This is a genomic window from Streptomyces macrolidinus (assembly GCF_023887685.1).
Lineage (GTDB): Bacteria > Actinomycetota > Actinomycetes > Streptomycetales > Streptomycetaceae > Streptomyces > Streptomyces macrolidinus.
Window position 1 is genome coordinate 236,164 of sequence record NZ_JAMWMR010000003.1, and the last position, 26,397, is coordinate 262,560.

At 70.4% G+C, this 26,397-nt stretch carries 22 protein-coding genes and 1 pseudogene; 9 read left to right on the forward strand and 14 right to left on the reverse strand.

Going from position 1 to position 26,397, the window contains the following annotated elements:
* Window positions 1-7: 7 nt before the first annotated feature.
* The 5 genes from NGF19_RS05145 to NGF19_RS05165 form a co-directional block, all read right to left on the reverse strand.
* The gene (locus NGF19_RS05145) at window positions 8-847 is read right to left on the reverse strand and encodes a carbohydrate ABC transporter permease (protein WP_252422472.1); all 840 of its coding nucleotides are present in this window, start codon (window positions 845-847) and stop codon (window positions 8-10) included.
* Window position 848: 1 nt separating this feature from the next.
* On the reverse strand, window positions 849-1,730 hold the full coding sequence (locus NGF19_RS05150; RefSeq protein WP_252422473.1) for a carbohydrate ABC transporter permease: 882 nt from the start codon (window positions 1,728-1,730) through the stop codon (window positions 849-851).
* A complete protein-coding gene (locus NGF19_RS05155) occupies window positions 1,727-3,145 on the reverse strand; it encodes an extracellular solute-binding protein (protein ID WP_252422474.1) in 1,419 nt (472 codons plus the stop codon). The genes NGF19_RS05150 and NGF19_RS05155 overlap by 4 nt, the downstream gene beginning before the upstream one ends.
* Window positions 3,146-3,298: 153 nt before the next feature.
* Window positions 3,299-3,979 carry a response regulator gene (locus NGF19_RS05160; RefSeq protein ID WP_252422475.1) on the reverse strand — a complete coding sequence of 227 codons (681 nt, stop codon included), beginning with the start codon at window positions 3,977-3,979 and terminating at the stop codon, window positions 3,299-3,301.
* Window positions 3,976-5,634, reverse strand: a complete 1,659-nt coding sequence (locus tag NGF19_RS05165; RefSeq protein WP_252422476.1) for a sensor histidine kinase — start codon at window positions 5,632-5,634, stop codon at window positions 3,976-3,978. Before NGF19_RS05165 ends, NGF19_RS05160 begins: the two co-directional genes overlap by 4 nt.
* A gap of 299 nt (window positions 5,635-5,933) precedes the next feature.
* On the opposite strand from NGF19_RS05165, the gene NGF19_RS05170 reads away from it, so the two are divergent.
* Complete coding sequence (locus tag NGF19_RS05170) at window positions 5,934-7,301, forward strand: cation:dicarboxylate symporter family transporter (protein ID WP_308288449.1); 1,368 nt, start codon at window positions 5,934-5,936, stop codon at window positions 7,299-7,301.
* Between the two features lie 95 nt (window positions 7,302-7,396).
* On the opposite strand, the gene NGF19_RS05175 is transcribed toward NGF19_RS05170, so the two are convergent.
* Window positions 7,397-8,026 carry a TetR/AcrR family transcriptional regulator gene (locus tag NGF19_RS05175; protein ID WP_252422478.1) on the reverse strand — a complete coding sequence of 210 codons (630 nt, stop codon included), beginning with the start codon at window positions 8,024-8,026 and terminating at the stop codon, window positions 7,397-7,399.
* A 262-nt stretch (window positions 8,027-8,288) separates the two neighbouring features.
* Between NGF19_RS05175 and NGF19_RS05180 the strand changes: the two genes are divergently transcribed.
* The gene (locus NGF19_RS05180) at window positions 8,289-9,983 is read left to right on the forward strand and encodes an MFS transporter (RefSeq protein WP_252422481.1); all 1,695 of its coding nucleotides are present in this window, start codon (window positions 8,289-8,291) and stop codon (window positions 9,981-9,983) included.
* 93 nt (window positions 9,984-10,076) lie between these two features.
* Here the strand turns inward: NGF19_RS05180 and NGF19_RS05185 are convergent, their stop codons facing one another.
* Window positions 10,077-12,362, reverse strand: a complete 2,286-nt coding sequence (locus NGF19_RS05185; protein WP_252422484.1) for an RCC1 domain-containing protein — start codon at window positions 12,360-12,362, stop codon at window positions 10,077-10,079.
* 270 nt (window positions 12,363-12,632) lie between these two features.
* Window positions 12,633-12,815, reverse strand: a complete 183-nt coding sequence (locus NGF19_RS05190; RefSeq protein ID WP_252422485.1) for a hypothetical protein — start codon at window positions 12,813-12,815, stop codon at window positions 12,633-12,635.
* A gap of 187 nt (window positions 12,816-13,002) precedes the next feature.
* Here NGF19_RS05190 and NGF19_RS05195 point away from each other — a divergent pair, with 187 nt between their 5' ends.
* Both NGF19_RS05195 and NGF19_RS05200 read left to right on the forward strand, forming a co-directional pair.
* Window positions 13,003-13,812, forward strand: coding sequence for a DUF2127 domain-containing protein (locus tag NGF19_RS05195; RefSeq protein WP_252422486.1), 810 nt, complete (start codon window positions 13,003-13,005; stop codon window positions 13,810-13,812).
* On the forward strand, window positions 13,809-14,180 hold the full coding sequence (locus tag NGF19_RS05200; RefSeq protein WP_252422487.1) for an ASCH domain-containing protein: 372 nt from the start codon (window positions 13,809-13,811) through the stop codon (window positions 14,178-14,180). The genes NGF19_RS05195 and NGF19_RS05200 overlap by 4 nt, the downstream gene beginning before the upstream one ends.
* On the opposite strand, the gene NGF19_RS05205 is transcribed toward NGF19_RS05200, so the two are convergent.
* Both NGF19_RS05205 and fxlM read right to left on the reverse strand, forming a co-directional pair.
* On the reverse strand, window positions 14,156-15,298 hold the full coding sequence (locus NGF19_RS05205) for a hypothetical protein (RefSeq protein ID WP_252422488.1): 1,143 nt from the start codon (window positions 15,296-15,298) through the stop codon (window positions 14,156-14,158). The two genes, NGF19_RS05200 and NGF19_RS05205, sit on opposite strands and share 25 nt — an antisense overlap.
* Window positions 15,299-15,366: 68 nt before the next feature.
* Window positions 15,367-17,001 (reverse strand): annotated as a pseudogene (gene fxlM, locus NGF19_RS05210) (methyltransferase, FxLD system); the annotation flags it as partial.
* 138 nt (window positions 17,002-17,139) lie between these two features.
* Here fxlM and NGF19_RS05215 point away from each other — a divergent pair.
* The gene (locus tag NGF19_RS05215) at window positions 17,140-17,625 is read left to right on the forward strand and encodes a Clp protease N-terminal domain-containing protein (protein ID WP_308288450.1); all 486 of its coding nucleotides are present in this window, start codon (window positions 17,140-17,142) and stop codon (window positions 17,623-17,625) included.
* A gap of 89 nt (window positions 17,626-17,714) precedes the next feature.
* On the opposite strand, the gene NGF19_RS05220 is transcribed toward NGF19_RS05215, so the two are convergent.
* On the reverse strand, window positions 17,715-18,608 hold the full coding sequence (locus tag NGF19_RS05220; RefSeq protein ID WP_252422489.1) for an aldo/keto reductase: 894 nt from the start codon (window positions 18,606-18,608) through the stop codon (window positions 17,715-17,717).
* Between the two features lie 128 nt (window positions 18,609-18,736).
* Here NGF19_RS05220 and NGF19_RS05225 point away from each other — a divergent pair, with 128 nt between their 5' ends.
* The 4 genes from NGF19_RS05225 to NGF19_RS05240 all read left to right on the forward strand — a co-directional run bounded on the left by NGF19_RS05225 (window position 18,737) and on the right by NGF19_RS05240 (window position 22,500).
* Window positions 18,737-19,258 carry an Lrp/AsnC family transcriptional regulator gene (locus tag NGF19_RS05225; RefSeq protein ID WP_252422490.1) on the forward strand — a complete coding sequence of 174 codons (522 nt, stop codon included), beginning with the start codon at window positions 18,737-18,739 and terminating at the stop codon, window positions 19,256-19,258.
* A gap of 29 nt (window positions 19,259-19,287) precedes the next feature.
* Window positions 19,288-19,716 carry a MerR family transcriptional regulator gene (locus NGF19_RS05230; protein ID WP_252422491.1) on the forward strand — a complete coding sequence of 143 codons (429 nt, stop codon included), beginning with the start codon at window positions 19,288-19,290 and terminating at the stop codon, window positions 19,714-19,716.
* Window positions 19,716-20,048 (forward strand): thioredoxin, encoded by a 333-nt coding sequence (gene trxA / locus NGF19_RS05235; protein WP_308288452.1) that lies wholly within the window; start codon window positions 19,716-19,718, stop codon window positions 20,046-20,048. Before NGF19_RS05230 ends, trxA begins: the two co-directional genes overlap by 1 nt.
* Window positions 20,049-20,172: 124 nt before the next feature.
* A complete protein-coding gene (locus NGF19_RS05240) occupies window positions 20,173-22,500 on the forward strand; it encodes a HelD family protein (RefSeq protein ID WP_252422649.1) in 2,328 nt (775 codons plus the stop codon).
* A gap of 77 nt (window positions 22,501-22,577) precedes the next feature.
* On the opposite strand, the gene NGF19_RS05245 is transcribed toward NGF19_RS05240, so the two are convergent.
* The 3 genes from NGF19_RS05245 to NGF19_RS05255 all read right to left on the reverse strand — a co-directional run bounded on the left by NGF19_RS05245 (window position 22,578) and on the right by NGF19_RS05255 (window position 26,301).
* Window positions 22,578-23,777 (reverse strand): S8 family peptidase, encoded by a 1,200-nt coding sequence (locus tag NGF19_RS05245; protein ID WP_252422492.1) that lies wholly within the window; start codon window positions 23,775-23,777, stop codon window positions 22,578-22,580.
* 223 nt (window positions 23,778-24,000) lie between these two features.
* Window positions 24,001-24,525 (reverse strand): DUF1990 domain-containing protein, encoded by a 525-nt coding sequence (locus NGF19_RS05250; protein ID WP_252422493.1) that lies wholly within the window; start codon window positions 24,523-24,525, stop codon window positions 24,001-24,003.
* A 108-nt stretch (window positions 24,526-24,633) separates the two neighbouring features.
* On the reverse strand, window positions 24,634-26,301 hold the full coding sequence (locus NGF19_RS05255; protein WP_252422495.1) for a M4 family metallopeptidase: 1,668 nt from the start codon (window positions 26,299-26,301) through the stop codon (window positions 24,634-24,636).
* Window positions 26,302-26,397: the final 96 nt, after the last annotated feature.

Consider the following 26,397-nt stretch of genomic DNA (forward strand, 5'->3'; position numbering starts at 1 on the left):
CCTGTCCTCATCCCTTCATGGCCCCGCCCAGCGCGAACCCCCCGCCCAGTCGTCGTGCGATGAGGACGTACAGCAGGATCACCGGGGTCGAGTAGATGACCGAGAACGCGGCCAGTTGACCGTAGGCGACCATGCCGCGGTTGCCGAAGAACTCGTTGATGCTCACCGACGCGGGCATCTGGTCCGGGGTGAGCAGCAGCATGAAGGGGACGAAGAAGTTCCCCCACATCATCACGAACGAGAAGACGGTCACCACCGCCGCGCCCGGTGCCATCAACGGCAGCACGATCCGTACCAGCGACTGCGCCGAGTTCGCGCCGTCCGTCCACGCCGCCTCCTCCAGCTCCTTCGGCACGCTGTCCATGAAGTTCTTCATCAGCCAGATGGCGAAGGGGAGTTGGGAGGCCGCGAAGAAGAGGACGGTCCCCTGCAAGGTGTCGATCAGGTTCACCCGGACGTACAGGGCGTACACCGGCACCATGATCGCGGTGATCGGCAGACTCGTGGCGAACAGGATGGTCAGCAGGAACGGCCGGTTCAGGCGGGAGGGGAAGCGGGAGAGCGGGTAGGCGGCCAGCGCCGCGCACACCACCGTCAGCAGGGTTCCCCCGCCGCACAGGAGAAGGCTGTTGAGCAGCGGGGTGAACGTGATGTCCGGCTTCAGCACGGCGGTGAAGTTGCCGAGGGTGAGCCCGTCGGGGGCCTTCACCCGCAGATCCGCGTGCGGATCCACCGAGGACAGGATCACCCAGGCCAGCGGCAGCACGAACGCCGCCGCCACGACGAGGAGTCCGGCGTCGGCCGCCAGCCGGCGACCGGTACGGCGGGACGCGAGCGGGGAGGCCATCTCACACCTCCGTACGCAGCAGCCGCAGATACACGAGCGCGAACAGCGAACCGACGAGCAGAAGCAGCAGCGCCACCGCCGTGCCATAGCCGATCATGCTGTTCTGGAAGGCCTGTTCGTACATGAACAGCGGCAGCGTCTGGCTCTTGTTGCCCGGACCACCGCGGGTCATCACCCAGATCAGCCCGAAGACCGAGAGCGTCTGCAAGGTGTTGAGCATCAGGTTCGTGCCGATCGAGCGGCGGATCATCGGCAGCGTGATGTGCCACAACCGACGCGGACCTGACGCGCCGTCGACTTCGACCGCCTCCGTGATCTCCTTCGGGATGTCGTCGAGCGCCGCCGAGTAGACCAGCATCGAGAACGCCGTGCCGCGCCAGACGTTCGCGAACGAGACCGCCAGGATCGGCAGCGTGAACAGCCAGTTCTGGCGCGGGAGATGGAGCCAGTCCAGGATCGCGTTCAAGGTGCCCTCCCGGCGGAAGAACGCGTAGAGCAGGAACCCCGCGACCACTTCGGGCAGCACCCACGCCGTGATCACGATGCCGCCCGTCAGCGTGCGCACCGGCTTCGAGGCGCGCCGCATGAGCGAGGCGAGGGCCAGGCCCAGCGTGTTCTGGCCCACCAGCGAGGACAGGACCGTGAACACCAGGGTCAGCCATACGGCGTTGAGGAACGCCTCGTCCCGGAACGCGGTACGGAAGTTCGCGAAGCCGACGAAGGAGGAGTGGGCCTGCCCGGTCAACTGCAGGTCCGTGAAGGCGATGTACGCGCAGTACGCGATCGGGCCCGCCAGGAACAGGAACAGCAGGACCACCGCCGGGGCGACCGGCAGCGCGCGCGTCAACGAGCGTGCGCGCACGCCTCGTCGGGCGGTACTCATGGGCCGGTCACCTGGTCGCCGGTGGCCGCCTTGAGCGCCTCGTCGTAGTCACGCGCCGCCTTCTCCACCGACGCGTCACCCGTCGTCACCCCCTCCATGGCCTCCTGGATGGCCGTGGAGACCTTGGGATAGGCGGGGTACGCCGGCCGGTAGTGCGTCGTGCTCACCAGGTCCGTGAAGAACTTGATCCCGGGCTGTGCGCTCGCGTACGAAGGGTCCGCGGCCACGTCCTTGCGGACGGCGATACCGGAGCTGGCGATGTACCACGCGCGGGCGTTCGCCTCCGTCTGCATCTGCTCGATGAACCTGAACGCCAGGTCGGGGTTGCCCGCCTTCGCGGGGATCGACCAGGTCCAGCCGCCGGACACGCTCACCTTGCCGGGGGCCTGCCCGTGCTGGGTGGGCATGGCGGCGAGGCCCAACTTCTCGGACCAGTCCGGCCATTCGTGCCCGCTGCCCGGCAACCAGTCCTGCGGCAGCCAGGATCCGTCCAGCGCGATGCCCAACTTCCCCTTGGGGAGCAGCTCACCGCGGACGATCGTCTGGATGTTGGGGTCGAGGGCCTGGGAGACGTCCGGGCCCAACTTCTCCTGGTAGACGGTGCGGACGAAAGCGAGCGCGTCCTTGAAGCCCTGGCCCGCGGTGCGCCACTTCTTGCTCGTCCTGTCGTAGAGCGGGTCGGACGTGCCGTCGCCCGTGCCGTACAGGAGCATCTCGAAGCCCTGCATGGCGGCGGCCTCACCGGCGGGCTTGCCCGTGTAGACGTTCAGGGGCGTGACACCGGGAACCTTCCGCTTGATCGCGCGCGCCGCGGCCAGCACGTCGTCCCATGTCTTCGGCTGCCAGTCCACCGGCAGCCCGGCCTTCTCGAAGATGCCCTTGTCGAACCAGAGGCCGCGGGTGTCGGTGCCGTCCGGGACGCCGTACGTCTTCCCGTCCTCGGCCCGCGCCGCCGTCTTCGCGGTGTCGATGAACTGGTCCCAGTCCTTCCACTTGGCCAGATAGGGGTCGAGAGGCCTCAAGTAGCCGCTGGTGATGTCCGAGTTGATGAGGAAGGTGTCCTCGTAGACCAGGTCCGGGGCGGTCTTCGGGGACCGCAGCATCTGCTGGACCTTGGTGTAGTACTCGGAGTCCGGCGCCTTGATGGGGATCAGCCGGACCTTCTTGCCGGGGTTCGCCTTCTCGAACTGCTTCTTCACCGCGGCGAGATAGTCGTCCGTGACATGGATCGAGTTGTCCGTGGACTGCTTGAAGGACACCTTCACCGTGTTCGCGTCGCTGCCGGAACCGGAGCCGCAGGCACTGAGGGCGGTGGCGGCGAGCGCGAGCGCGACGAGCGCGGTGAGCGGAGCGGAGCGGTAGCGGGAGCGGGAGTTGGCGGCGGTGGAGCGGGAGCGGGCGTCGGTGGGGCGCACGGGCACGACCTCCTACGAGCTCACGTCGTTGTGGCCGGGATGGCTGCTCTGCTCGGTGAACGTAAGAGGGGCGCTCTGGTCAGGTCAATGTGTGTGCGGCGGCTTGTGGGGGCACGGAGGTCGCTCCGCATGGTGGTTCGGGCCCCACCCGTATCAACAGCTCCTGATCCAGCGGTACATCAGCTCAGGCCGCCCCACCTGCCCGTACAACGGACTCCGTCCGGCCCGCCCCGTCTCCACCAGGTGTTCCAGATAGCGCCGGGCCGTGATCCGGGAGATGCCCACGCTCTCGCCGACCCCCGAGGCGGTGAGCCCCTCCTCGGCACCGCGCAGCGCCTCCGTCACCCGCTTCAGCGTCGGCGCGCTCAGCCCCTTCGGAAGCGCCGAGGGACCCGGCGCCCGCAGGGTCGCCAGCGCCCGGTCCACCTCGTCCTGGCCGCTCGCCTCGCCCGCCGTCCCGCGGAACGCCGCGTACCGCACCAGCCGGTCCCGCAGCGTCGAGAACGTGAACGGCTTCAGCACGTACTGCACGACCCCCAGCGAGACACCCTCGCGCACCATCGCCAGATCCCGCGCGGAGGTCACCGCGATGACGTCCGCGTGATACCCGGCCGCCCGCAGCGTCCGCGCGAGATGCAGACCGTGCACATCGGGCAGATGCAGATCGAGCAGCAGCAGGTCCACCTGGATCCGGTCCAGCATGCGCCGCGCCTCCGCGCCCGTGTGCGCCTTGCCGACCGCGACGAAGCCCGGCACCCGGCCGACGTACAGCACATGGGCGTCGGCGGCGACCGGGTCGTCCTCCACGACGAGGACGCGGATGGGCTCGGTCATACGTCACCTCCGTGCGGGGCAGCCCCGGTCACCGGCGCCGCCGCCGGGACCGCCCCCACCGTAGGCAACGGCAGCCGCGCCTCGAACTCGGCCCCGCCTTCGGCCGCCTCCGCCACCGTGAGGGAGCCCTCGTGCCGCAGTACGGTCTGGCGGACCAGGGCGAGGCCCAGGCCACGGCCGCCGGGACCGCTCGCCGCCTTCGTCGACCAGCCGCGCTCGAACACCGCCTCGGCGTGCGCGGGGTCCACCCCGGCCCCCGTGTCCGCGACCCGCAGCACCAGCTCCGGCCCCGCCGAGTACGCCGTCACCGTGACCCGGGCGCCCACCGAACCCTGCGCCGCGTCCACCGCGTTGTCGATCAGGTTGCCGAGGATCGTGACCAGGTCGCGGGCGGGCAGCGACTGTGGCAGCAGCCCGTCGTCGATCCGGCTGTCCGGTGACACCACCAACTCCACGCCCCGCTCGTTCGCCTGCGCCGCCTTGCCCAGCAGCAGGGCCGCGAGGACCGGCTCGTCGACGGCCGCGACCACCTGGTCCGTGAGGGCCTGCGCCAGCTCCAGCTCGGCGGTGGCGAACTCGATCGCCTCCTCCGTACGCCCCAGCTCGATCAGCGAGACGACCGTGTGCAGACGGTTCGCCGCCTCGTGCGCCTGCGAGCGCAGCGCCTGTGTGAAGCCCCGCTCCGAGTCCAGCTCGCCGATCAGCGACTGCAGCCGGGTCACATCGCGCAGGGTGACGACGGTGCCGCGCTGCTCGCCGCCGGAGACCGGGGACGTGCTGACCATCAGGACGCGTGTCGCCGTCAGATGCACCTCGTCGGCCCGTGGCGCGGAGGACAGCAGCGCGCTCGTCAGCGGCATCGGCAGGCCGAGGTCCGCCACCGAGCGGCCCACCACCTCACCGCTCACCCCGAGCAGCTCCCGGCCGCCGTCGTTGATCAGGGCCACCTGGAACCGGCCGTCCAGCATCAGCAGCCCCTCGTGCACGGCGTGCAGCGCGGCCTGGTGGTAGTCGTGCATACGGCTCAGCTCGGTCGCGTTCATACCGTGCGTGGAGCGGCGCAGCCGCGCGTTGATCACGTACGTGCCGATGCCGCCCAGCAGCAGGGCGCCGCCCGCGACCACGACCAGGGTCGTCACCTGCTCCTGGAGCTGGGCCGACACCGCCTCCACCGTGATGCCCGCGCTCACCAGGCCGACGATCCGGCCGTGGTCCCGGATGGGTGCGACCGCCCGGACGGACGGGCCCAGCGTCCCGGTGTACGTCTCGGTGAAGGCCTCGCCCTTCAGCGCGTCGGCGGTGTGACCGAGGAAGCGCTCGCCGATCAGCGAGGGGTTGGGATGGGTCCAGCGGATGCCCTGCGGATTCATGATCGTGACGAAGTCCACGCCCGTGTTCCGCTGCACCTGCAGCGCATACGGCTGGAGCGTGCGCGTCGGGTCGGGGGTGCGGATCGCCGCCCGTACCGAAGGGGAGTCGGCGAGCGAGCGGGCCACCGCCATCGCCTGGCGCCCGGCCGCGCTGCGGGCCTGGTTGTGGTCGTTGACGAAGGTGAAGAGCGCGTATCCGGCCACCAGCACCGCGATCAGTACGGCCTGCATCGCGAAGAGCTGGCCGGCCAGGCTGCGGGGTCTTCGGGGGTGGGGCACACGCATGAGTCAAGTCTGCCTCGCCGTTCTGGCTGGTTATGTCGGTGTGAACTAAATGAACAGAAGCGTGACCGCCTTCACATGGCGGGAGATAGTCGCCCCATCCCCCCAGGAGCGCTCCGCTTCCCGGCCTGCCGGGAACGCGCTTCTGGTCTGCCGGGAACGCGCCTTCTGGTCATCGGGAGGCACGTCTTCCGGTCTTCCGGGAGTACGCCTCCCGGTCCCCCCGGGAGCATGTCTCCCGGTTTCCCCCGGGCGTGAGCCGCACGCCTGACGATCCGACGACGACGTCGAGGAGGGCAGCCGTGTCCAGCACACCCCAGGCGGCACCTGCCGCGCCCGCAGCCAAGCGGGACCGCACCCACTATCTCTACATCGCGGTGATCGCCGCCGTGGTGCTCGGAATCGCCGTGGGCCTTCTCACGCCGGACTTCGCCAAGGAGCTGAAGCCGGTCGGCACGGGATTCGTGAACCTGATCAAGATGATGATCTCGCCGATCATCTTCTGCACGATCGTGCTGGGCGTCGGTTCCGTGCGCAAGGCCGCGCAGGTCGGCAAGGTGGGCGGGCTCGCCCTCGGCTACTTCATCACCATGTCGTTCGTCGCGCTGGCCATCGGCCTGGTCGTCGGCAACCTGGTGCACCCCGGCAGCAGCATGCACCTCACCGAGGCGGTCAAGGGCGCGGGCCAGGCCCAGGCGGAGGCGGGGTCGGAGGGCCCGGTCGACTTCGTCCTCGGCATCATCCCGACCACGCTCGTGTCGTCGTTCACCGAGGGCCAGGTCCTGCAGACCCTGCTGGTCGCCCTGCTCGTCGGCTTCGCGCTCCAGGCCATGGGCCGCAAGGGCGAACCGATTCTGCGCGGGGTGGAGCACATCCAGCGGCTGGTCTTCCGCGTCCTCGCCATGATCATGTGGGTCGCCCCGATCGGTGCCTTCGGCGCCATGGCCGCCGTCGTCGGTGAGACGGGCCTCGACGCCCTGAAGGCGCTCGCCGCGATCATGTTCGGCTTCTACGTCACGTGTCTGCTGTTCGTGATCGTGGTGCTCGGCGCCCTGGTCCGGCTGGTCACCGGCGTCAACATCTTCCATCTGCTGAAGTACCTGGGCCGCGAGTTCCTGCTGATCCTGTCGACGTCGTCGTCCGAGTCCGCGCTGCCCCGGCTGATCGCGAAGATGGAGCACCTCGGCGTGAGCCGCCCGGTCGTCGGTATCACCGTGCCGACCGGCTACTCCTTCAACCTCGACGGCACGATGATCTACCTGACCATGGCCTCGCTGTTCATCGCCGACGCCATGGACCAGCCGCTCTCCATCGGCCAGCAGATCACACTGCTGATCTTCATGATGATCGCCTCCAAGGGTGCGGCCGGTGTCACGGGCGCGGGTCTCGCGACCCTCGCCGGTGCCCTGCAGTCCCACAAGCCCGCGCTGGTCGACGGCGTCGGCCTGATCGTCGGCATCGACCGCTTCATGAGCGAGGCCCGCGCCCTCACCAACTTCGCGGGCAACGCCGTCGCCACCCTGCTCATAGGCACCTGGACCGGCGGCGTCGACAAGGAGCGCGTGCGCCGGGTGCTCGCCGGTGAACTGCCCTTCGACGAGAAGACCCTGCTGGACGACTCCGAGGACGACCACGACGCGGCGTCCGAGAAGGAGCTGGCCAAGGCCTGAGCCTTCCCTGCGCGTTCGACCCCTCCGGCGGCGGAGACATCTGCCGCCGGAGGGGTCTTTCCGTTATTGAGCAAGGGAGTTGGGGAGCGGCACGGTCACCGCGTACGCAAGTCGCTGAGCTTCGCCACCAGTTCGGTGGCGCGTGAGGCGGGCACCCCCGCCGTGGTCAGCAGTGTGACCGCGGCGGAGGGGCCCGCCTCACGCGCGCTCAACAGGCCCTCGTTCACCGCCTCCATCAGCGCGAACAGCATCTGCTCGTGCACGTACGCCAGCGCGGGCGGCGGCAGCGGCGACGCGAACACGCCCTGCTCCAGACCACGGGTCAGGACGTCGGCACACGCCTCGCGGACCGGCGCCAGCCGCTCGCTGATGCCCTGTACGGTGACGCTGCGCTGGGCGAGGGCGACCAGGATCCGATAGCGGTCGGCGACCTCCCACACCCCGAGCGTCGAGCGGGCGACCGCCTCCGCCGGGTCCTCGATCCCCTCGCGGCCCGCCGCGTGCGCCGCCGCGACGGCCTCCACCGCGCCGTCGACAAGCGTGCTGATCAGCGCCTCACGGCTCGGGAAGTGCCCGTACACCGTGCGGCGTACGACGCCCGCGGCCCGTGCGATCTGGTCCATGGACGCGTCCGGGTCGCGCAGCAGCTCGGCGAGCGCGACCTCCAGGATGCGGCGGTGGTTGGCACCGGCCCGGCTGGCGTTACCCGTGGTCATGGCTGCCATTGTGCACGCCCTCTCGTCGCGTCCCCATGCCTCCCCAGGACCTCCACTTCCTTGATTTGCACAGTACTGTGCAACGTCGTACATTGCACATCGTTGTGCAATTGCACGGTGCTGTGCAAGTCGAAGCGACGTACCTGCCGGGAAGCGCCGCACCTGCCGGACCGCGCGGCCCGTACCTGCCGGAACGAGCAGCCCGTATCTGCTGGAACGCGCACCCGTGCACGCCGGAACTAGCGAAGAGAAGAGGAAGGGACCCGCACCCATGCGTCTCGTCATCAAGGAACCGGTCGAAAGGACGGGTCGGCCCTACGCCCGGCGCTGGTGGGCGCTGCTCGTCCTGTGCCTGAGCCTGCTGATCATCGTGATGGCGAACACCGCCCTCACCGTCGCCGCGCCCGACATGACCCGCGACCTCGGCCTCTCCAGCGCCGACCTCCAGTGGGTCATCGACGGCTACACCGTCCCGTACGCCGCCCTGATGCTGCTGCTCGGCGCGATCGGCGACAAGTACAGCCGCCGTGGCGCGCTCGTCCTCGGTCTGCTGGTGTTCGCCGGCGGCTCCGTCTTCGGCTACCTCGCCGACAGCTCCGACACCGTCATCGCCGCGCGTGCGGTCATGGGCGTGGGCGCCGCGCTGATCATGCCCGCCACGCTCTCCCTGCTCGCCGCGACCTTCCCGCGCGCCGAGCGCGCCAAGGCGATCACCCTGTGGACCGCCACCGCCGGACTCGCGATCGCGGCCGGTCCGGTCGTCGCGGGCGCGCTGCTGAAGGACCACGGCTGGGCCTCGACCTTCCTGATCAACGTGCCGATCGCCACTGTCGCGCTGGTCGCCGCCTTCGTCCTGGTCCCGCCGTCCAAGGCCGGTCACCACGACCGCATCGACTACGTCGGCGGTCTGCTCTCCGTGGTCTGGGTCGGCGCGCTGGTCTTCATGATCATCGAGGGTCCGCACTTCGGCTGGGACGCCAAGGCGATCACCGCCGCGATCGTCGCGGGCGCGGGCCTGCTGGCCTTCGTCCTGTGGGAGCTGCGCCACCCGCGCCCCATTCTCGATGTCCGCCGCTTCACCAACCGCCGCTTCGCCGGGGCCAACCTCGCCGTCGCGCTGTTCTTCCTGGCCGTCTTCGGCGCCTTCTACTACCTCACGCAGCACCTCCAGTTCGTCCTCGGCTACGACGCCCTGGCGACCGGCGTACGCATGCTGCCGCTGGCCGGCGCGGTCTTCGTCGGCTCGGCGCTGACCGGGTACCTCACCCCGCGGGTCGGTATGAAGTGGACGGTCAGTGCTGGCATGGTCGGCGGCACCGTCGCCCTCGCCCTGCTGACCCAGGTGGACGCCTCGTCCGCGTACGGCGACCTCGTGGCGCCCCTGGTGATCCTCGGCCTGGCCATCGGGCTCGCCCTCTCGCCCTGCACCGACGCGATCATGGGCGCCTTCCCGGAGTCCGAACTCGGCGTCGGCGGCGCCGTGAACGACACCTCGCTGGAGCTGGGCGGCTCGCTCGGCATCGCGATCCTCGGTTCGCTGCTCGCCACCTCGTACTCCGACCACCTCTCGGACGCCACCACCGGAAGCAAGCTCCCGGCGAGCGCTCTGGCCACCGCGCAGGACTCGGTCGGCGCCGGGTACGCCGTCGCGCAGGGCATCGGGGACAAGGCCCGGCAACTCGCGACGCAGGCCGCCCAGGCGACCGACCCCCAGCAGGCCGCGCAGCTCAAGGCGCAGGCGGGTCAACTCGCGCAGGGCGCCCAGCAGATGAAGGACGCGGTCGGCGCGTCCTTCGCGGACGCCGTCGCCCACACCAGCCTGATCGGCGCCGTGATCCTCGGCGTGGGCACGCTCGTCGTGGCCCTGCTGCTGCCCCGTGGCAACAAGGCCAACGCCATGGCGGAGCTGGTCACGGAAGAGACGAAGGAGACGGACAAGGCGAACGAGCGGGCGACCGTGGGCTGAGCCACGACTCGTCGTCGGACGCACGCGCGCCCCCGCTTCGGACGGTCCGGTCCGAGGCGGGGGCGCGCGTATGTGTGCTACGAGGCTTACCGCTTACGCCTGTTGGGCCGTCCGGCGGTGGTGACCGTCGCAGTCACGTCCGCCGTACGTCTTCTTGTGGCCGCCGTGCTGCTTGCGGCAGTGCTCCTTCTTCTCCTTCGCCTTCTCCACCTTGACCGTGACGGTGGCGGTGGCCGTGTTGCTGGTGACCCGGTTGCCGTTCGGCTCGATCGCCGTCGCGTGCGCGGTGTTGGTGACCGCGCAGCGCATGACCTGGTGCTCGGCCTTGCCGTGGTCCCCGCCGCGCTCCTCGGCCTTCTTGCACGGGGTGACATCGGACCGGGTGATCGTGTGCGTGCCGGTGCACGTGGTGCTCTCACCGGGCGCGAGGGAGGTCGCCTCACAGGTCACGCGCGCGACCAGATCGTCCGTGACCGTCACGTCGTTCAGCGTGATGCTGCCGGTGTTGGTGACCGTGTAGGCGTACTCGACCTTGTGCCCGACGCGGAACGGGCCCTTCGAGACGACCCGCTTGGTCAGGGTGAGTTCGGCCGCCGGTGCCGCCTCGACGGTGATGGTGGCGGTGGCCTCGTTGCTGGTGACCTTGGCGCCCGCCGCTGTGTTCGCCGTAGCGAGCGCCGTGTTGGTGACCTGGCCGGTCCGGGTGAGCCTCTGGCTGCCGTGGCAGAGGGTGCTCACGCCGGGCTGCAGGGTGGTCTCGTCACAGATGATGCCCGAGACCAGGTCGTCCGTGACCGCGACGTTGATCAGCGGGACATCACCGGTGTTGGTGACCCGGTAGACGTATGCGACCGTGTCCCCGACGTGGAACGGGCCGGACGACTCCACCCGCTTGTCCAGGCGGAGGGAGGTCGACGGGGCCTGCTCGACGGTCACCACGGCCACTTCGGACACGGAGGCCGGGCAGTCGGCGTTCCCTTGGTACCGGGCGGTGATCCGATGCGTGCCCAGGCCCAGGTCCGTCGTGGTGACCCTCGCGTTGCCCTGCGCGTCCAGCGTGGCGGTGCCGATGAGGGTGTCGTCGTCGAAGAACTCGACGGTGCCCGTGGGCGTGCCGGTGGTGCAGGTCACGTGCGCGGTGAGGGTGACCGGCTCGCCGGGGGCGGCCGTGGTCGGGGTGGCGGTGAGCGTGGTGGTGGTCTCCGCCCGTACGGCGAGCGCCAGGCTGTGCCCGTACCCTGCGGCGACGGCGGTGGCGCGGACGTCCGGGGGAAGGAGCATCTCGACCGGCGTGAGGCGGTTGACGGCGGTACCGTCCCCCAACTGCCCGAAGATGTTGTACCCCCAGCCGAGGATGCGGCCGTCGGACGTGACCGCGAGACTGTGGTACGAACCGCCGGTGACGGCGGTGACCCGCGTGCCCGCGGGGAGGAGCACCTCGACCGGCGTGCTGCTGTTGACGGTGGTGCCGTCTCCCAGCGCCCCGTTGATGTTGAGGCCCCAGGCGAGGACGCGACCGTCGGACGTCAACGCCAGACTGTGCTGGCCGCCGCCCGCGATGGCGGTGATCTGGACGCCGGCGGGAAGGAGCGTCTCGACCGGTGTGAGGCGGGTGGTGAAGGTACCGTCCCCCAACTCACCCTCGGTGTTCAGGCCCCAGCCGAAGATACGGCCGTCGGACGTCAACGCCAGACTGTGATAGCCGCCGCCCGCGATGGCGGTGACCTGGACACCGGCCGGAAGGTGTACCTCGACCGGTGTGTTCGTGTTGGTGGTGGTGCCGTCCCCCACCTGCCCGCGGTCATTGAGACCCCAGGCGAGGACGCGACCGTCGGACGTCAACGCCAGACTGTGATCGAAGCCGACGGAGATGGCCGTGGCCCGGGTGCCCGCGGGAAGGTGCACCTCGACCGGTGTGCTGGTGTCGGTGTTGGTGCCGTTCCCCAACTGTCCCCAGAAGTTCGCCCCCCAGGCGAAGACGCGGCCGTCGGAGGTCAACGCCATACTGTGCACTTCGCCGCCCGCGACCGCGGTGGCCCGGACGCCTGCGGGAAGGTGCACCTCGACCGGCGTGCTGCGGTCGACGGTGGTGCCGTCCCCCAACTGCCCGTGGTTGTTGAATCCCCAGGCGAGGACGCGGCCGTCGGAGGTCACCGCCAGACTGTGGAAGTCACCGGCGGCGATGTCGGTGAGCTGCGTACCGGCGGGAAGGTGCACGTCGACGGGCGTGGTGGTGGCGGTGGTGGTGCCGTCCCCCAACTCGCCGTAGACGTTCCACCCCGTGGCCAGAGCGACGTCGGCCGGCGGGGACTGCTGCGCGCTTGCGGACGGGGCGGCCAGCCCGGTCAGGCAGAGCGCCGCGACCAGCGTGGCCACCATCGTCGTCAGTGCGCCGCGCGCACGGCCTCCCGGCCGCGTGCGCGGTGTGCGCGGGACGTCAGACGTACCCGGTGTGCTTGCGGTACCCGGTGCGCTGGATGTTCTCGGAGTTCTCGATGTTCTCGGAGTTCTCAGGGAATCGAAAGTGAATCTCACGCCCCTCTCCTACCGACCCCGCGCACAACCCCTGGGCCGACACCCCGGACCACCAGCCGAAACCCCCCGGCCGGCGCTACCCCGCGCCGCCGCTCGAGGAGTTGGCGCGGCCGGTCAGCGGGCGTGCGCGCAGAGCTCGTCCACCCTGCTCCCCGATGGCATCGACTCCTTCTCCTTCTCGGTGAGTTCGCGGCCCGCGAGAGCGCACACGCGGCCGGTCCAGTCCTCCGGGGCGAGGGAGATCAGCCGGGCGTCGCCGCTGTCGACGTAGGCGAGTCGTCCACCGGTTATCAACACACCGCCCCAAGGAGAAGAAGGAGCACTGCCACAAGCACCACCACAACCGGGATGACTGCCACGGCCATCCAACCCCCGAACCTTCTTGCGGTCGTCGGTCGTCTCTTACCCCGATGCACTACCCTGCGGCGCCGATCAACGGCCGCCGTACGGCCGTCACATGAAGCACGAAGGAAGGCACGGGGGAATGGCGATCGACTGGGACCGGCGCACCTGCGCACGCAAGGGCCATGTGACCTACGCACCGGACGACCCTCGGTTGCGCATCCGCCTGCACGCCACGACCGCCCTCGGGGAGGTGTGGCGCTGCCTGCGCTGCGGCGACTTCGCGCTCGGCGAGCCGCACGGCGCGGGACCGGCGGAGGACGCGCCGCTGGTACCGCGCGGCAAGGTGCTGCGTGACCTGTTCGTCCTGCGCTTCCTGGCGATCGAGCGGGCGTTGCGCGGGGTGTTCATCGTGCTGGTCGCGGTGGCGGTGTGGAAGTTCAGCAACAGCCAGGACGCGGTACGCCGCCTGTTCAACGAGTACCTGGACGTCCTCCGCCCCGTCTTCCGGCACTTCCACTACGACCTCGACCATTCACCGGTGGTCGGCACCATCCAGAAGACCTTCGGGTACAAGCACTCCACCCTGCTGCTGGTGGCCACCCTGCTGCTGGCGTACGCGCTGATCGAGATCATCGAGGCGGTGGGCCTCTGGTACGCCAAGCGCTGGGCGGAGTACCTGACGGTGGTCGCCACGGCCGCGTTCCTCCCGCTGGAGATCTACGAACTCAGCGAGCACGTCAGCGCCGTGAAGATCACCACGCTGACGCTCAACATCATCGCGGTCCTCTATATCGCCCTCACCAAGCGGCTGTTCGGCCTGCGCGGCGGGCGCAAGGCGTTCGAGGAGGAGCGGCACAGCGAGTCGCTGCTGGAGGTGGAGGAGTCGGCCGGGGTACTGGTCCGAGAGCAACCTGCCCGGTCCGCTTCAGGAGCACGAAGGAGCCCGTGATCCCCGCCATGCGCAAGCCCCGACCGCCGTCCGGCAAACACGTGCTCAACGTCCGCAAGCCCTACTTCGACCTGATCGCGACCGGTACCAAGACGATCGAGATCCGCGTCGGCTACCCCAAGATCCGCCACATGGCAGCCGGAGACAGCCTGCGCTTCGTCTCCGGCACGGACTCCCTGCACACCTGCATCACCGAGATCAAGGAGTACGGCTCCTTCGAGGAGATGCTGGCTGCGGAGGACAACGTGGCGATCGGTGAACCTGGCCTGAGCCGCGGGGAGTTGCTGACAGTGTGCCGCGACATCTACCCACCGGAGAAGGAGGCGCTCGGCGTCTTCGCCATTCATGTGGCTCTGCTGCCGCGGTAACGGGGTGCTTCTCCGACGAGGCGAGGCATGGCCACGCTCTCGCGAATCACCTCGTCACTGAGCCGGAGGGCTCGGAGCAGGCGGGCGGACTGCGGCGCGGGCAGGTGGCCGCTCCGCAGTGCGCAGGTGCGGAGGAGGTCGCGGGCGGCCTGAGCTTCCTTGGGCTCCAACAGGTCGGTGACGCGGGGGTCGGCCAGGCACTCGCGGGCGGCGTAGCCGTCGGTCGCGGTGATGGTGCGGCGGTGGAGTTCTTGGGCGATGCGATGTGCCGCGGTGCCGTCCGGCTGGTCGAGGAGATCCAGGATGGTCAGGCCGAGGCGGATGTCGAAGACGGTCGTGCCAGGGGTGGTCCGGCGTTGGACGTAGGTGTCCACCAGTTCGGAGAGCAGGTCGTCGGCGGGCTGATGGATGATCCGACGGCACATCACCGCCAGGCAGGAGGTGACGGCGTTCTCCCAGGGCTCGCCGGGTGTCGTCCGGGCCACGAGGTCTGCCGCGTGGGCCGGGTCACGGCCGAGCGCGGCGACTACGGCGACCTGTCGGCCGTCGAGCATCCGTTGCCCGATGCCGTTGTGCTTCTCGATGTGGGCCAAGGCGTCGTTCCAGCGGCCCGCGGTGGTCAGGGTGCGGGTGCCGTCGGCCAGGATCACCCGCCACAGCCACGCGCGCACCTCGTGACGGTCGGCGTCGCTGATGGTCAGGTCCGCGGGTATCCGGATGCCCTCGAACCGGGCGTCGGTGCTGTCGCTGATGGCGTGGTAGAGCGCGAGGAGACGGTGCCGACCGTCGTCGGTGTTGCCCGCGCGAATCTGAAGGCGGGCAAGGTTGACCACGGGTTCGAGTGCCCGGATCGCGGCCATGCCAGGGAGGGGCGTGGCGTGAAGGTAGGCGGCGGCGTGTTGGTGGCACCACTCCCGCGCGAGGTCGGGGAGGCCGAGGTCGGAGGCGATGAGCGCAGCCTGGTTGTAGACCGCGGATGCCAGGCCCTGGTCCGCTGTGGCCGCTGCGGTGTCGGAGAGTTCGGCCAAGGCATGGACGCGTCGCGCGAGGGGCAGGCAGGTGGGCCGGAAGCGGGAAACGAGGGGGAAGCGCTGGGCTGCGGGGCCATGCGGGTCCATGAGATCTCCCCAGAGGTGAACGGCGTGGGGCGCCCGCGGTCGGGCGACGGGCACCCCACGGTCATGGGCTACTGCCAGGTGACGCGGACGCGGTTCATCGGTGTGTCGAGGAGGAACACTCCGGGTCGCTTCTCGACCGCGGGTGCATCGGACGGAAGGATCTCGAACGTTGCCTCACGGCCGCGGAAGTCGCGGTCCCAAGTGCGGATGGCGTCGGCGACCTTCGCGGCCAGTTCCTCGCTGCCGGGGCCGTGGCCGATGACGCCGAACTCCCAGAGCCTGCCCCCCTCGGGGGTCTTCTCGTCCAGTAGACGCCGGGTGAGGTAGGTGACCGCGCCCTTGTCCACGGCGGCCGTGGACGACGGGTACGGGTCCTCGGTGAGCACCGTGCCCTTGGCGGTCTGCGGGAACAGCATCCGGATCAGTCCGGAGGGCAGGGAGCAGGAGACGAACAGCTCCATCCACTCCGGGCTCTCCATGGCGCGGACCTTCATGCCGGTCCATTCCTCGGTCCGCGGCTGATCCAGGACACCGGTGAGGGCGTCGGTGTCGATGTACTGCCCGGCCGGAGCCTGGAGCCGTACGGTGCCGTCCGCGCTGAGCGGGACGACGCGCCGGTCGTCGTCGGCGATGCCACGCCGCAGCGGCATGAACGTGTTCATCACGCTGCCGGACGACGTCCACCGGCCGTCGCGCTGCTCGTAGACGACGGAACGCGAGACGCTGCCCTTGAGCCGCTGGGGGGTGACGAGTCGGCCGCCGGGGGCGAGTTGTTCGAGCCAGGCGTGCGGGATGCCGTGCGCGCCGACGGTGGCGATGATCCGGTCGTACGGCGCACCCTCGCCGTGGCCGAGGGCTCCGTCACGGGTGAGCGCCTCGACATTGGTGACGCCGGCGGCGGCGAGGTGGGCGCGGGCGCCCTCGGCCAGGTCGTCATCGACGTCGATGGTCGTGACGTGCCCGTCGGGGCCGACGAGGTGAGCGATCAGGGCGGCGTTGTATCCGGTACCGGCGCCGAGTTCGAGGATGCGCTCGCCGGGCTGGGCCTGGAGCTGTTCCAGCATGAGGGCGACGACGCCGGGTTGGGAGGCGCAGGAGATCGACGTGCCGTCGGTGTCGTACTTGATGTGCACCGGTGCGTCCGCGTAGGCGTCTTCGAGCGGCGCGTCGGGGACGAACAGATGCCGGGGCACCGTGCGCAGAGCGGTCTCGACGGCGGTGGTGCGGGCGTGGCCGTTGGCCCGGATCTGGTCTACAAGGGCGTTGCGGAGCCGTTCGGCGTCGGTCTCGTACGTCGTGTGCATGTCGGTGATCACCGCGCTGACGCTATCGATCCCGGAGCTGGCTGCGGCCGTTGACGCGGTGTTGCCACTCGATCCCATGACTACCTCTCGTGCGATGTGAGACAGGGTGCGCTGGTCCGCGGAAGGCAGACCGGCGCGGTTGGCGTGGAAGATGACGTGGTGGGCGATGACGGCGCGCAGACCACGGGTCAGCTCGCCCTGGGCGGTGAGGTGAGCGAGGGCGGTGCCCGCCCGCTCGAAGGCGGCGATCCATTCCGCGTGGCCGTCGAGCGGCCCGCCGACGCGGCAGAGGCTGCGGGCTTCGGTGGACATCAACGTTCGCATCGCCGACAGCAGGGTGGGGGGCGGTTCCAGGGCCGGGGCGTCGGTGGTGGGTCGCAGCGCGGCGACCTTGCTCCGGGCGTCGGCGCGCAGGTGCTCGCCGAGCGGATCCGTCCGATCGGCAAGGTCCGGGCCGCGGTGCTGACGGCGCTGGAGGGATCGCAGGACGGCGCGGCGGGTCCCTGGCCGACCGGCACACCCGCCACCGAGGAGACCGTGGCCACGGCCGGCGCGCTGGCCGGTGGCGCACCGGTCGGCAGCCATCACCTGCTGGAGGCGATGCTGCGGACGGAGAACAGCATGGCGGCCAGGGTGCTGCGCGAACTCGGGGTCGACCCGGACGCGGTCGCCGCCAAGATCGACGAACTGGATCCGGAGGCGACCGCCGACGCCAACCCGGAGGAAGCCGCCGCGCGCAAGATGGACCTTCGGCTGGTCGACGACGAGGTGCACCTGATCCTCCGGGACCCGGCCACGGTCGCGCTCGCCAAGAAGGTCACCGAGTTGTCCGACGGCCCGATCCAGGGCGTCGGCCCGGTCGCGGGCATGTTCGTCCCGCTCTGGCAGTCGACCAACCAACTGCTGTCCCAGGTACGGGACATGCTCGAACCCGAGCCCGAACCCGAAGAAGAGGACGAGTCCACCGCTCACAAGCTGACCAAGGCCGTGCGCACGGCCCTCGTACCCCGGCTCCGCCGCTGAACCAGCCGATCAGCGGGCCGGTGTCGCTCGCGTCGGCTCCCCGCCGACAGCCGCCCGCGCGCACCGCAGGAGGAGAGGGCCGGTCCTGGTCAGGCCCCGGCGACCGCCTCGTCCAGACGTGTCCTCTCCTCCTCGGTCAGTGCGAGGTCCGCCGCCCTCGCCGAGTCGAGGATCGTCTCCGGGCGGCTCGCGCCCGGGATCGGGATCACTGTCGGTGACTGCGCCAACAGCCAGGCCAGGCAGAGCTGTTGGGGACTGATGCCCCGGTCCTGGGCGATCTCGTGGAACGCGCCGAAGCGCACCTCGCCGCGCAGCCTCGACGGACCGTCCAGCGAGCTGCGGGAGATACCGCCGAGCGGGCTCCACGGCAGGAACGCCAGGCCCAGTTCGGCGCACAGCCGCAGCTCGGGCTCGGCGGTGCGGACCGCGGGGGAGTACTGGTTCTGCACCGAGACCAGGCGGTCGCCCAGGATCTCCCGGGCCTGACGGATCTGCGCGGTGTCCGTGTTGGACAGGCCCGCGAGGCGGATCACGCCCTCGTCCAGCAGTTCGCGCAGCGCGCCGACGGACTCCTCGAACGGCACCTCGGGATCCGGCTTGTGCACCTGGTAGAGGCCGATCGCCTCGACGCCCAGCCGCTTCAGCGAGGCCTTCGCCGCCGCCTTGAGATGGGCCGGGGAGCCGGTGATGGTCCACGTGCCGTCCGCCGGTCGGCCCCGGCCGCCCTTCGTCGTCACGAGCACATCGGAGGTGTCGCCGCCGTAGGTCGCCAGCGCCTTGGCCACCAGGTGTTCGTTGTGGCCGGGTGCGTCGCCGGGCAGGTGGTAGGAGTCCGCGGTGTCCAGCAGTGTCACGCCCGCGTCCAGCGCGGCGTGCACCGTGGCCAGGGCGCGCCGCTCGTCGGGGCGGCCCTCGATGGACAGCGGCATCGCGCCCAGCCCGATCGCGCTCACGCGCAGGTCGCCAAGTGTGCGGTGGCGCATGGTCAGATGTCCTCTCCCGGCGTTTCGGCCGCGGTCCTCGACAGCCGATGCCGGTCGTACGAGGCGAGCGGGCGATGGCTGTTGATCGCAATTCTCCTGGCGTATCGGCCAGGGCTGAAGGGGAAGACATGGGCGTTCCGGCCGCGGCACCGAAAGAACCACGGCATCTGCGCGCTGCCGCCGACGAAACATCGGTGGCCTTCGACGCGTTGGACCGGCAGATCCTCCAACTCCTCCAGACCGAGGGCCGGATCAAGCTGAGCGAGCTGGGGCGCCGGGTGCGGCTCAGTCCGGCGGCGGTGACCGAGCGGGTACGGCGGCTGGAGGCCGCGGGTGTGATCACCGGGTACGGGGCGCAGGTCACCCCGGCCCGGCTCGGCTATGGCATCCAGGCCTTCATCCGGGTCAACCCGCACGGCGGCTACACGCTCAAGCATCCCCGCACTCTGGAGCTGCTGGAGCGTCCCGAGATCATCGAGGTCCACCACGTGGTCGGCGAGGACTGCTGGATTCTCAAGGTCGCCGTCACCGACACCGGCCACCTGGAGGACGTCCTGGAGCAGACCTCGGCGCTCGGCCGTACGACCACGTCGATCGTGCTGTCCTCCCCGGTGCCCCGTAAGCCGCTGCTCCCGCCGGCCTTGCCTTGACGCCGACGTCAACGCCTACGGTCGTACCCATGCGAATCGGCGAGCTGGCCGCGCGGGCCGGGACCACGACCCGGGCGCTGCGGTACTACGAGTCACGGGGGCTGCTGCCCGCGCGGCGGGACGCCCAAGGGCACCGCACGTACGACGAGCGGGACCTGAAGCTGCTGCGGCAGATCCGTACGCTGCGCGACTTCGGGTTCGACCTGGAGGAGACGCGGCCCTTCGTGGAGTGTCTGCGGGCCGGGCATCCGCAGGGTGACTCGTGCCCGGCCTCGCTCGTGGTCTACCGGCGCAAGCTGGACGAACTCGACGCGCTCATCGGCGAGTTGCAGGCCGTACGGGAGCAGGTCGGGGCTCAGTTGGCGCGCGCCGAGAGCGCGCGGGACGAGCTGGCCGCCGAGGCGCTGGTTCCGGGTGGTCCGGAACCCGTGTGCGAGCTGGGAGGGCATGAGCGGTGATCAAGCAGATCGCTGGTGTGGGCGATGTGACGGACGAGGACTTCGAGGCGGAGGTGCTGCGGGCGGAGCTGCCCGTGCTGGTGCAGTTCACGGCGGAGTGGTGCGGGCCGTGTCGGCAGTTGGCCCCGGTACTGGGTGAGATCGCCGCGGAGGAGGGCGGTCGACTGAAGATCGTGCAGTTGGATGTGGACCGGAATCCGAAGACCACGATCGAGTACGGCGTACTGGGCACGCCCACCCTCATGGTGTTCCGCGACGGTGAGCCCGTGCGGTCGATGGTGGGCGCCCGGCCCAAGCGGCGTCTGCTGGAGGGGCTCGCCGACGTGCTCTGAGACGACGCGAGCAGTACACGAGAAATCCCCCGAGCAATTGCGCTCGGGGGATTTCTTTGCGTATATTCGATAGTTCGCGACTTCGAATGGCATGCGTCGCGGAGAAGTTCAGTAGTCACAGTATATCCGCGCAGGAGCAGAATTGTCAAACGCCGACAACGCCGAATTCCAGGACGACGAATTGCGCCGGGAGCAGGAATTCATCGACGGGCTGTACGCGCGTGTGGACGCGCTGCGCGGTGACACCGAGGACTCCGTCACGGACGCGCTGGCGCAGGGCGACACGCCCATGCAGGCCCGGCTGGAGCGGGACATCCTCGTCGCCGAGCGCTCGGGGCTGCTGGCCGCGCTGAACGCCGTCGACGGTTCGCTCTGCTTCGGCCGTATCGATCTCACCTCCGGTGCGAGCCACCACATCGGCCGCATCGGGCTGCGCGCCGACGACACGGAGCGCACGCCGATCCTGATCGACTGGCGCGCCGATGTCGCCCGCCCCTTCTACCTGGCCACCGGGCACACCCCGATGGGCCTGCGCAGGCGTCGGCACATCGCCTCCGAGGGGCGCCGGGTCACGTCCCTGCACGACGAGATCCTCGACCTCGGTGACCGCGAGCGCACCGGCCACGAGGACCCCTCCGGCGACGCGGTGCTGCTCGCCGCGCTCAACTCGGCGCGCACCGGCCGGATGAGCGACATCGTGCAGACCATCCAGGCCGACCAGGACCGCATCATCCGCGCGCCCCACCGAGGCGTGCTGGTGGTGGAGGGCGGTCCCGGCACCGGCAAGACAGCCGTCGCGCTGCACCGGGCGGCCTATCTGCTGTACGAACACCGGGAGTTGCTCGCCCGCCGGGCCGTCCTCATCGTCGGGCCGAACCCCGCCTTCCTCGGCTACATCGGCGAGGTGCTCCCCTCGCTCGGCGAGACGGGCGTCCTGCTGTCCACGGTCGGTGAACTGTTCCCCGGGGTGAAGGCGACCGCGACCGACACCCCCGAGGCCGCCGCCGTGAAGGGCCGCGCCGACATGGCCGACGTGCTCGCCGCCCTCGTACGGGACCGGCAGGCGCTGCCCGACCCGGTGATCGCGATCGAGCACGACCGCGAGGTCCTGATGCTGGACGAGGGTCTCGTGAACGTCGCCCGCGAGCGCACCCGCGCGGCCAAGCTGCCGCACAACGTGGCCCGCGAGCACTTCGAGGGGCATGTCCTCAACACGCTGACCGACCTGGTCGCCGAGCGGATCGGCACCGACCCGTACGACGGCACCAACCTCCTCGACGCCAGTGACATCACGCAGATCCGCGACGAACTCGCCGAGAACCCCGAAGTCTGGTCCGCCATCGACCAGTTGTGGCCCCGGATCACCCCGCAGCGGCTGGTCGCCGACTTCCTCGCCGACCCCGAGGGGTATGTCTCCGACGAGGACGCCGCCGCCATCCGCCGCCCGGTCACCCGCGCCTGGACCACGGCCGACGTGCCGCTCCTGGACGAGGCGGCCGAACTCCTCGGCGAGGACGGCCGGTCGGCACGCGCCGCCGCCGAACGGCAGCGCGCGGAACAGGTGTTGTATGCGCAGGGCGTGCTGGATGTGTCGTACGCGTCCCGGACCTACGAGTTCGAGGACAAGGAGGACGGCGACCCGGACGCCTCGGAGGTGCTGTCCGCGCACGACATCATCGACGCGGAGCGGTTCGCCGAGCGGCACGAGGAGGCCGACCACCGCAGCGCGGCCGACCGCGCGGCGGCCGACCGCACCTGGGCGTTCGGGCACATCATCGTCGACGAGGCGCAGGAACTGTCGCCCATGGCCTGGCGGTTGCTGATGCGGCGCTGCCCGACCCGCTCGATGACCCTGGTCGGTGACCCGGCGCAGACCGCCGAGGCCGCCGGGGTCGGCTCATGGGAGCGGATCCTCGCGCCGTACGTCGAGGACCGCTGGGAGCACACCCGTCTCGGCGTCAACTACCGCACCCCCGCCGAGATCATGGACGTCGCCGCGAGCGTGGTGCGCGCGGTGAACCCCGGCTTCCGGCCGCCGAGTTCGGTACGGTCCACGGGCGTACGGCCCTGGGCGCGCGCCACCGACGACCTGCCCGCGGCCGTGGCCGAGGCGGTGAAGGAGATGACCCCGTCCCCCAAGCTCTCGACTTCGCTCGAGCAGGGAGGTGCCCCCATGGGCCGGCTCGCGGTGATCGCGCCGCGCGCACTGCACCGCTCGCTCGCCGCGCGACTGGACGGGGTGACGGCGGGCGCGGAACCGGATCTGACCCGGAGCGTGGTGCTGCTCGACGCGCGCCAGTCCAAGGGGCTGGAGTTCGACTCCGTCCTGGTGGTCGAGCCCGGCCGGTGCGGGACGAGCGACCTGTACGTGGCGCTGAGCCGGGCCACGCAGCGGCTGGGCGTGCTGTACACCGGCGACCTGCCGAAGCCGCTGGCGGACGCCCTCGCCTGAGGTCGCCATCCCTGAGGTCGCCACCGACCGGCCCCGCACGCCCGTCGGCGAGGCCGGTCGGTGGGCGGAGGCCGAGGTCAGGGGCGCCGGACCTGGAGCAGCTTGTCCGGCGAACCGGCGCCGGCCCCCGCGATCTTCACGGTGGCCGCCTGCCGGACCAGGGCGCCGCGCACCTGCGCCGGGGTGGCCCCCGGGTGAGCGGCGAGATACAGCGCCGCCGCGCCCGTGGCGTGCGGTGTGGCCATCGACGTACCGGAGGCGGTGGCCGTGCTCGTGTCGCTCCTCGACGAGTCGGAGACGATGGCCGCACCAGGGGCGAACAGGTCCACTGCAGGGCCCCAGTTGGAGAAGCGCGCGCGGGCGTCCTTGCGGTCGGCGGCGCCCACGGTGATGGCCTGGTCGACGCGGGCCGGGGAGTAACGGCTCGCCGGAAGAGCGTCGTTGCCTGCGGCCACCCCGTAAGTGACGCCGGAGGCTATGGAGTTGCGTACGGCGGCGTCCAACTGCGCGTTGGCAGGGCCGCCCAGGCTCAGGTTCGCCACGGCGGGCTTCTTCGCGTGTCGGGTCACCCAGTCGATGCCCGCGATCACCTGCGCGGTGGTTCCGGCCCCCTTGTCGTCCAGGACGCGCACGGCGACGACCTTCGCCTGTTTGGCGATGCCGTAGGTGGTGCCCGCGATGGTTCCGGCCACATGGGTGCCGTGCCCGTTGCCGTCGGCGGCGGTTCTGTCGTTGTCCACGAAGTCCCAGCCGTACGCGGCCCGCCCGCCGAAGTCCTTGTGGGTGATCCGGATGCCGGTGTCGATGACGTACGCCGTGACCTTCGCGCCCCCCGGTTCGGGCCAGGCGTAGCCGTGGTTCAGCGGGAGTCTCGGCTGGTCGACGCGGTCCAGGTTCCACGGCGGGGCCATCTGGACGTGGTCGAGCCGGACGGTGGTGTCCTGGACGACCGAGGCCACGCGGGGGTCGGCCGCGAGACGCCGGGCCTGCTGTGGACCGACGCGCACCGAGAACCCGTTGAGCACCTTCCCATAGGTGTGGCTGATTCTCGCCCCGTACGTCTCGGCGAGGTCCCGACCCGTGGCCGCCGGGTCCTTCGGTTCCCCCTTGAGTGTCACGATGTAGCTCCCGCTGACGGCGCCCGGAGCGTCGGCGCCGAGAACGGTCCCGACCGGGGCGGCTTGCGCGGGCTGGGCGACGGCCGAGAGTGCCACGACCGCACAGGCCGCGGTGACGCCGCTCGCCCAGCGCAGACACGCGCTTCTCATCGAAGCCATGACTGGAGTCCCCCTCCTCGACTCGGCGCATCCCGGCCGGGGTTCACCGTCCCTGGCCCACGCACGACCGGCACGCCGCTTGGCAGCCTCTCGTGCGGACCGAACCACCACAAGACCACCGAGGAGGGCGGAATCGGCCATATCGGCGAGGGGGAACACGGGAATGGTTGCGTGGAGTTTCGGACGGATCGGGGGCGGGCCGCGGGCGGGCGCGGCGCGGCGGTCAGAGCGAGTCGTCCGCCGCCTCCTCGCACAGCTTGCGCAGGACGTTGCCGCAGCGTCGGGCGTATGCGTGCTGCAGGCCGCGGGTCGCCGGGCCGCCCGCTCGGGCGTACCACTTGGCCGGGCGGCTGAAGGCGTTGATCGTCAGCCAGACCGTGCCGTCACCCGTACGATCCACGAGGAACGCCTCCTCGCCGCACTCCGGGTGACCCTTCAGCGTGCCGTACGCCCAGCCGACGCGGCGGTGTTCCTCCACGGTCCAGACCACGCGGCAGGGGGCCTTGACCATGCCCGCGAGGACGATCGTGACCTCGACCCCGGGGGCCGCCCGGTCCTTGTCGGCCAGGACGCCCACGCCCAGCGCCCGGTGCAGCTCCCAGGTGAGCAGCGCCTCGGCCGCCCGCCGGAACACCGCCTCGCCCTCGCCGATCCGTGCGCGCACGTGCAGCGGGTGGAACCCCTCGGGACAGTGGCCGGGCTCACGGGTGGCGCCGACGTCGTTGTAGGTGAACTCAGCCGAAGACATGGGCCCCAGCGTAAGGCGACCCCCGGCGGGCGCTTGCCCGCCGGGGGTCGTCGTGTCCGCTCTGCACGGACTGTGTCGCTACGGCCAGTTGACGTACTGGCCGACGGTTCAGCTCACGTTGACCGCGGTCCAGGCGGCGGCCACCGCGTTGTACTCGGTGCTGCCGGAGCCGTACAGCGCCGACGCCGCGCTCAGGGTCGCCGTACGGGCGCCCTTGTAGTTCGTGGTCGACGTCATGTACGTGGTCAGCGCCTTGTACCAGATCTGCAGCGCCTTGGCCCGGCCGATGCCGGTGACCGTGGAGCCGTTGTACGTCGGGGAGTTGTACGACACCCCGTTGATCGTCTTGGCGCCGCTGCCCTCGGCCAGCAGGTAGAAGAAGTGGTTGGCGATGCCGGACGAGTAGTGCACGTCCTTGTTGCCGGCGCTGGAGGACCAGTAGTCCAGGGACGCGCCGTCCTTGCTGGGCTTGTCCATGTAGCGCAGAGGGCTGCCGTCACCGTTGATGTTGATCTTCTCGCCGATGAGGTAGTCGCCGACGTCGGAGGAGTTGTTGGTGGCGAACTCCACGCCGGTGCCGAAGATGTCCGAGGTCGCCTCGTTCAACCCGCCGGACTCACCGGAGTAGTTGAGGTTGGCGGTGGCGGAGGTGACGCCGTGGCTCATCTCGTGACCGGCGACGTCCAGCGAGGTCAGCGGGTGGGTGTTGCCCGAGCCGTCGCCGTATGTCATGCAGAAGCAGCTGTCGTCCCAGAACGCGTTGACGTAGCCGCTGCTGTAGTGGACGCGGGAGTAGGCCGCGGTGCCGTTGTTCTTGATGCCGTTGCGGCCGAAGGTGTTCTTGTAGAAGTCCCAGGTGGCCTGCGCCCCGTAGGCGGCGTCGGCGGCGGCCGTCTGGTCCGAGCTGGAGCTGGAGGCCGACCCGGTGCCGAACACGTTGGTGGTGTTGGTGAACAGCGTGCCGGTGCCGGAGGTGCCGCGCGCCAGGTTGTACGTCTTGTGGCCGCCGCGCGAGGTGTCGTAGAGCTGGTACGACGAGCCCGACAGGTTGGTGCCGAGGGTGACCGTGCCGGAGTACAGGGTCTTGCCGGTGCCCGTGCCGGTCTCGATGGCCTGGTACTCGTGGAGCTTCTTGCCGGTGGCCGCGTCGGTGATGACGTGCAGCTCGTTGGGGGTGCCGTCCTCCTGGAGGCCGCCGACCACGGTCTCGTAGGCGAGGACGGGCGTGCCGTCGCCGGCCCAGATCACCTTGCGGGGCGCCTTGTCGGCGTCGGTACGGGTCGAGCCCGCGTCCTTGGCGGCGGTCAGCGCCTGGTTCTCCGCCTTCGAGGCGGCGACCTTCGGCGTGAGCGAGGCGACCTTGATGGTGGCCTTCGTCGCCCGGGTCACGCCCTCGGTCTTGTCGGCCTTCTCGTGGACGACGAGGTCGCCGCCGAGGACCGGGAGGCCGTCGTAGGTGCGCTCGTAGCGCGTGTGGACCGTGCCGTCGACGTCCTTGACGACGTCCTTGACGACGAGCTTCTCCTTGGCGCCGAGGCCTATCCGGTGGGCCGTGTCGGGCGCCGCGGTCTGGGCGTCGGCGATGAGGGAGGAGCGCGCCGACGCGGAGAGCGCGGTCGGGGCGGCGGCGAGGGGCTTCGCCGCGGCGGCCGGGGCCGCCGTGGTCTGGGCGGAGGCGGCACCGGCGGTCAGACCGGTGGTGAGCAGGGCTCCGGCCGCGACGGCGGTGGCGATGGCCAGGCTGGTGCGGTGGTGACGCGCGTTGGGGGGAGTCACGCAAGCTCCTTCTGTGGGGGTCCGTCAGGCGTGGGGGCCCGAGGGAAGGGTGAAGTTTGCGGTGCGGGTTGTCGTGCGGGGGAAGCCTGGCATTAA

Coding starts and splice junctions, on each gene's coding strand:
- NGF19_RS05145 (WP_252422472.1), bottom strand. CDS start 847: ATGGCCTCCCCGCTCGCGTCCCGCCGTACCGGTCGCCGGCTGGCGGCC.
- NGF19_RS05150 (WP_252422473.1), bottom strand. CDS start 1,730: ATGAGTACCGCCCGACGAGGCGTGCGCGCACGCTCGTTGACGCGCGCG.
- NGF19_RS05160 (WP_252422475.1), bottom strand. CDS start 3,979: ATGACCGAGCCCATCCGCGTCCTCGTCGTGGAGGACGACCCGGTCGCC.
- NGF19_RS05165 (WP_252422476.1), bottom strand. CDS start 5,634: ATGCGTGTGCCCCACCCCCGAAGACCCCGCAGCCTGGCCGGCCAGCTC.
- NGF19_RS05175 (WP_252422478.1), bottom strand. CDS start 8,026: ATGGCAGCCATGACCACGGGTAACGCCAGCCGGGCCGGTGCCAACCAC.
- NGF19_RS05180 (WP_252422481.1), top strand. CDS start 8,289: ATGCGTCTCGTCATCAAGGAACCGGTCGAAAGGACGGGTCGGCCCTAC.
- NGF19_RS05185 (WP_252422484.1), bottom strand. CDS start 12,362: ATGGTGGCCACGCTGGTCGCGGCGCTCTGCCTGACCGGGCTGGCCGCC.
- NGF19_RS05195 (WP_252422486.1), top strand. CDS start 13,003: ATGGCGATCGACTGGGACCGGCGCACCTGCGCACGCAAGGGCCATGTG.
- NGF19_RS05205 (WP_252422488.1), bottom strand. CDS start 15,298: ATGGACCCGCATGGCCCCGCAGCCCAGCGCTTCCCCCTCGTTTCCCGC.
- NGF19_RS05220 (WP_252422489.1), bottom strand. CDS start 18,608: ATGCGCCACCGCACACTTGGCGACCTGCGCGTGAGCGCGATCGGGCTG.
- NGF19_RS05225 (WP_252422490.1), top strand. CDS start 18,737: ATGGGCGTTCCGGCCGCGGCACCGAAAGAACCACGGCATCTGCGCGCT.
- NGF19_RS05230 (WP_252422491.1), top strand. CDS start 19,288: ATGCGAATCGGCGAGCTGGCCGCGCGGGCCGGGACCACGACCCGGGCG.
- NGF19_RS05245 (WP_252422492.1), bottom strand. CDS start 23,777: ATGGCTTCGATGAGAAGCGCGTGTCTGCGCTGGGCGAGCGGCGTCACC.
- NGF19_RS05250 (WP_252422493.1), bottom strand. CDS start 24,525: ATGTCTTCGGCTGAGTTCACCTACAACGACGTCGGCGCCACCCGTGAG.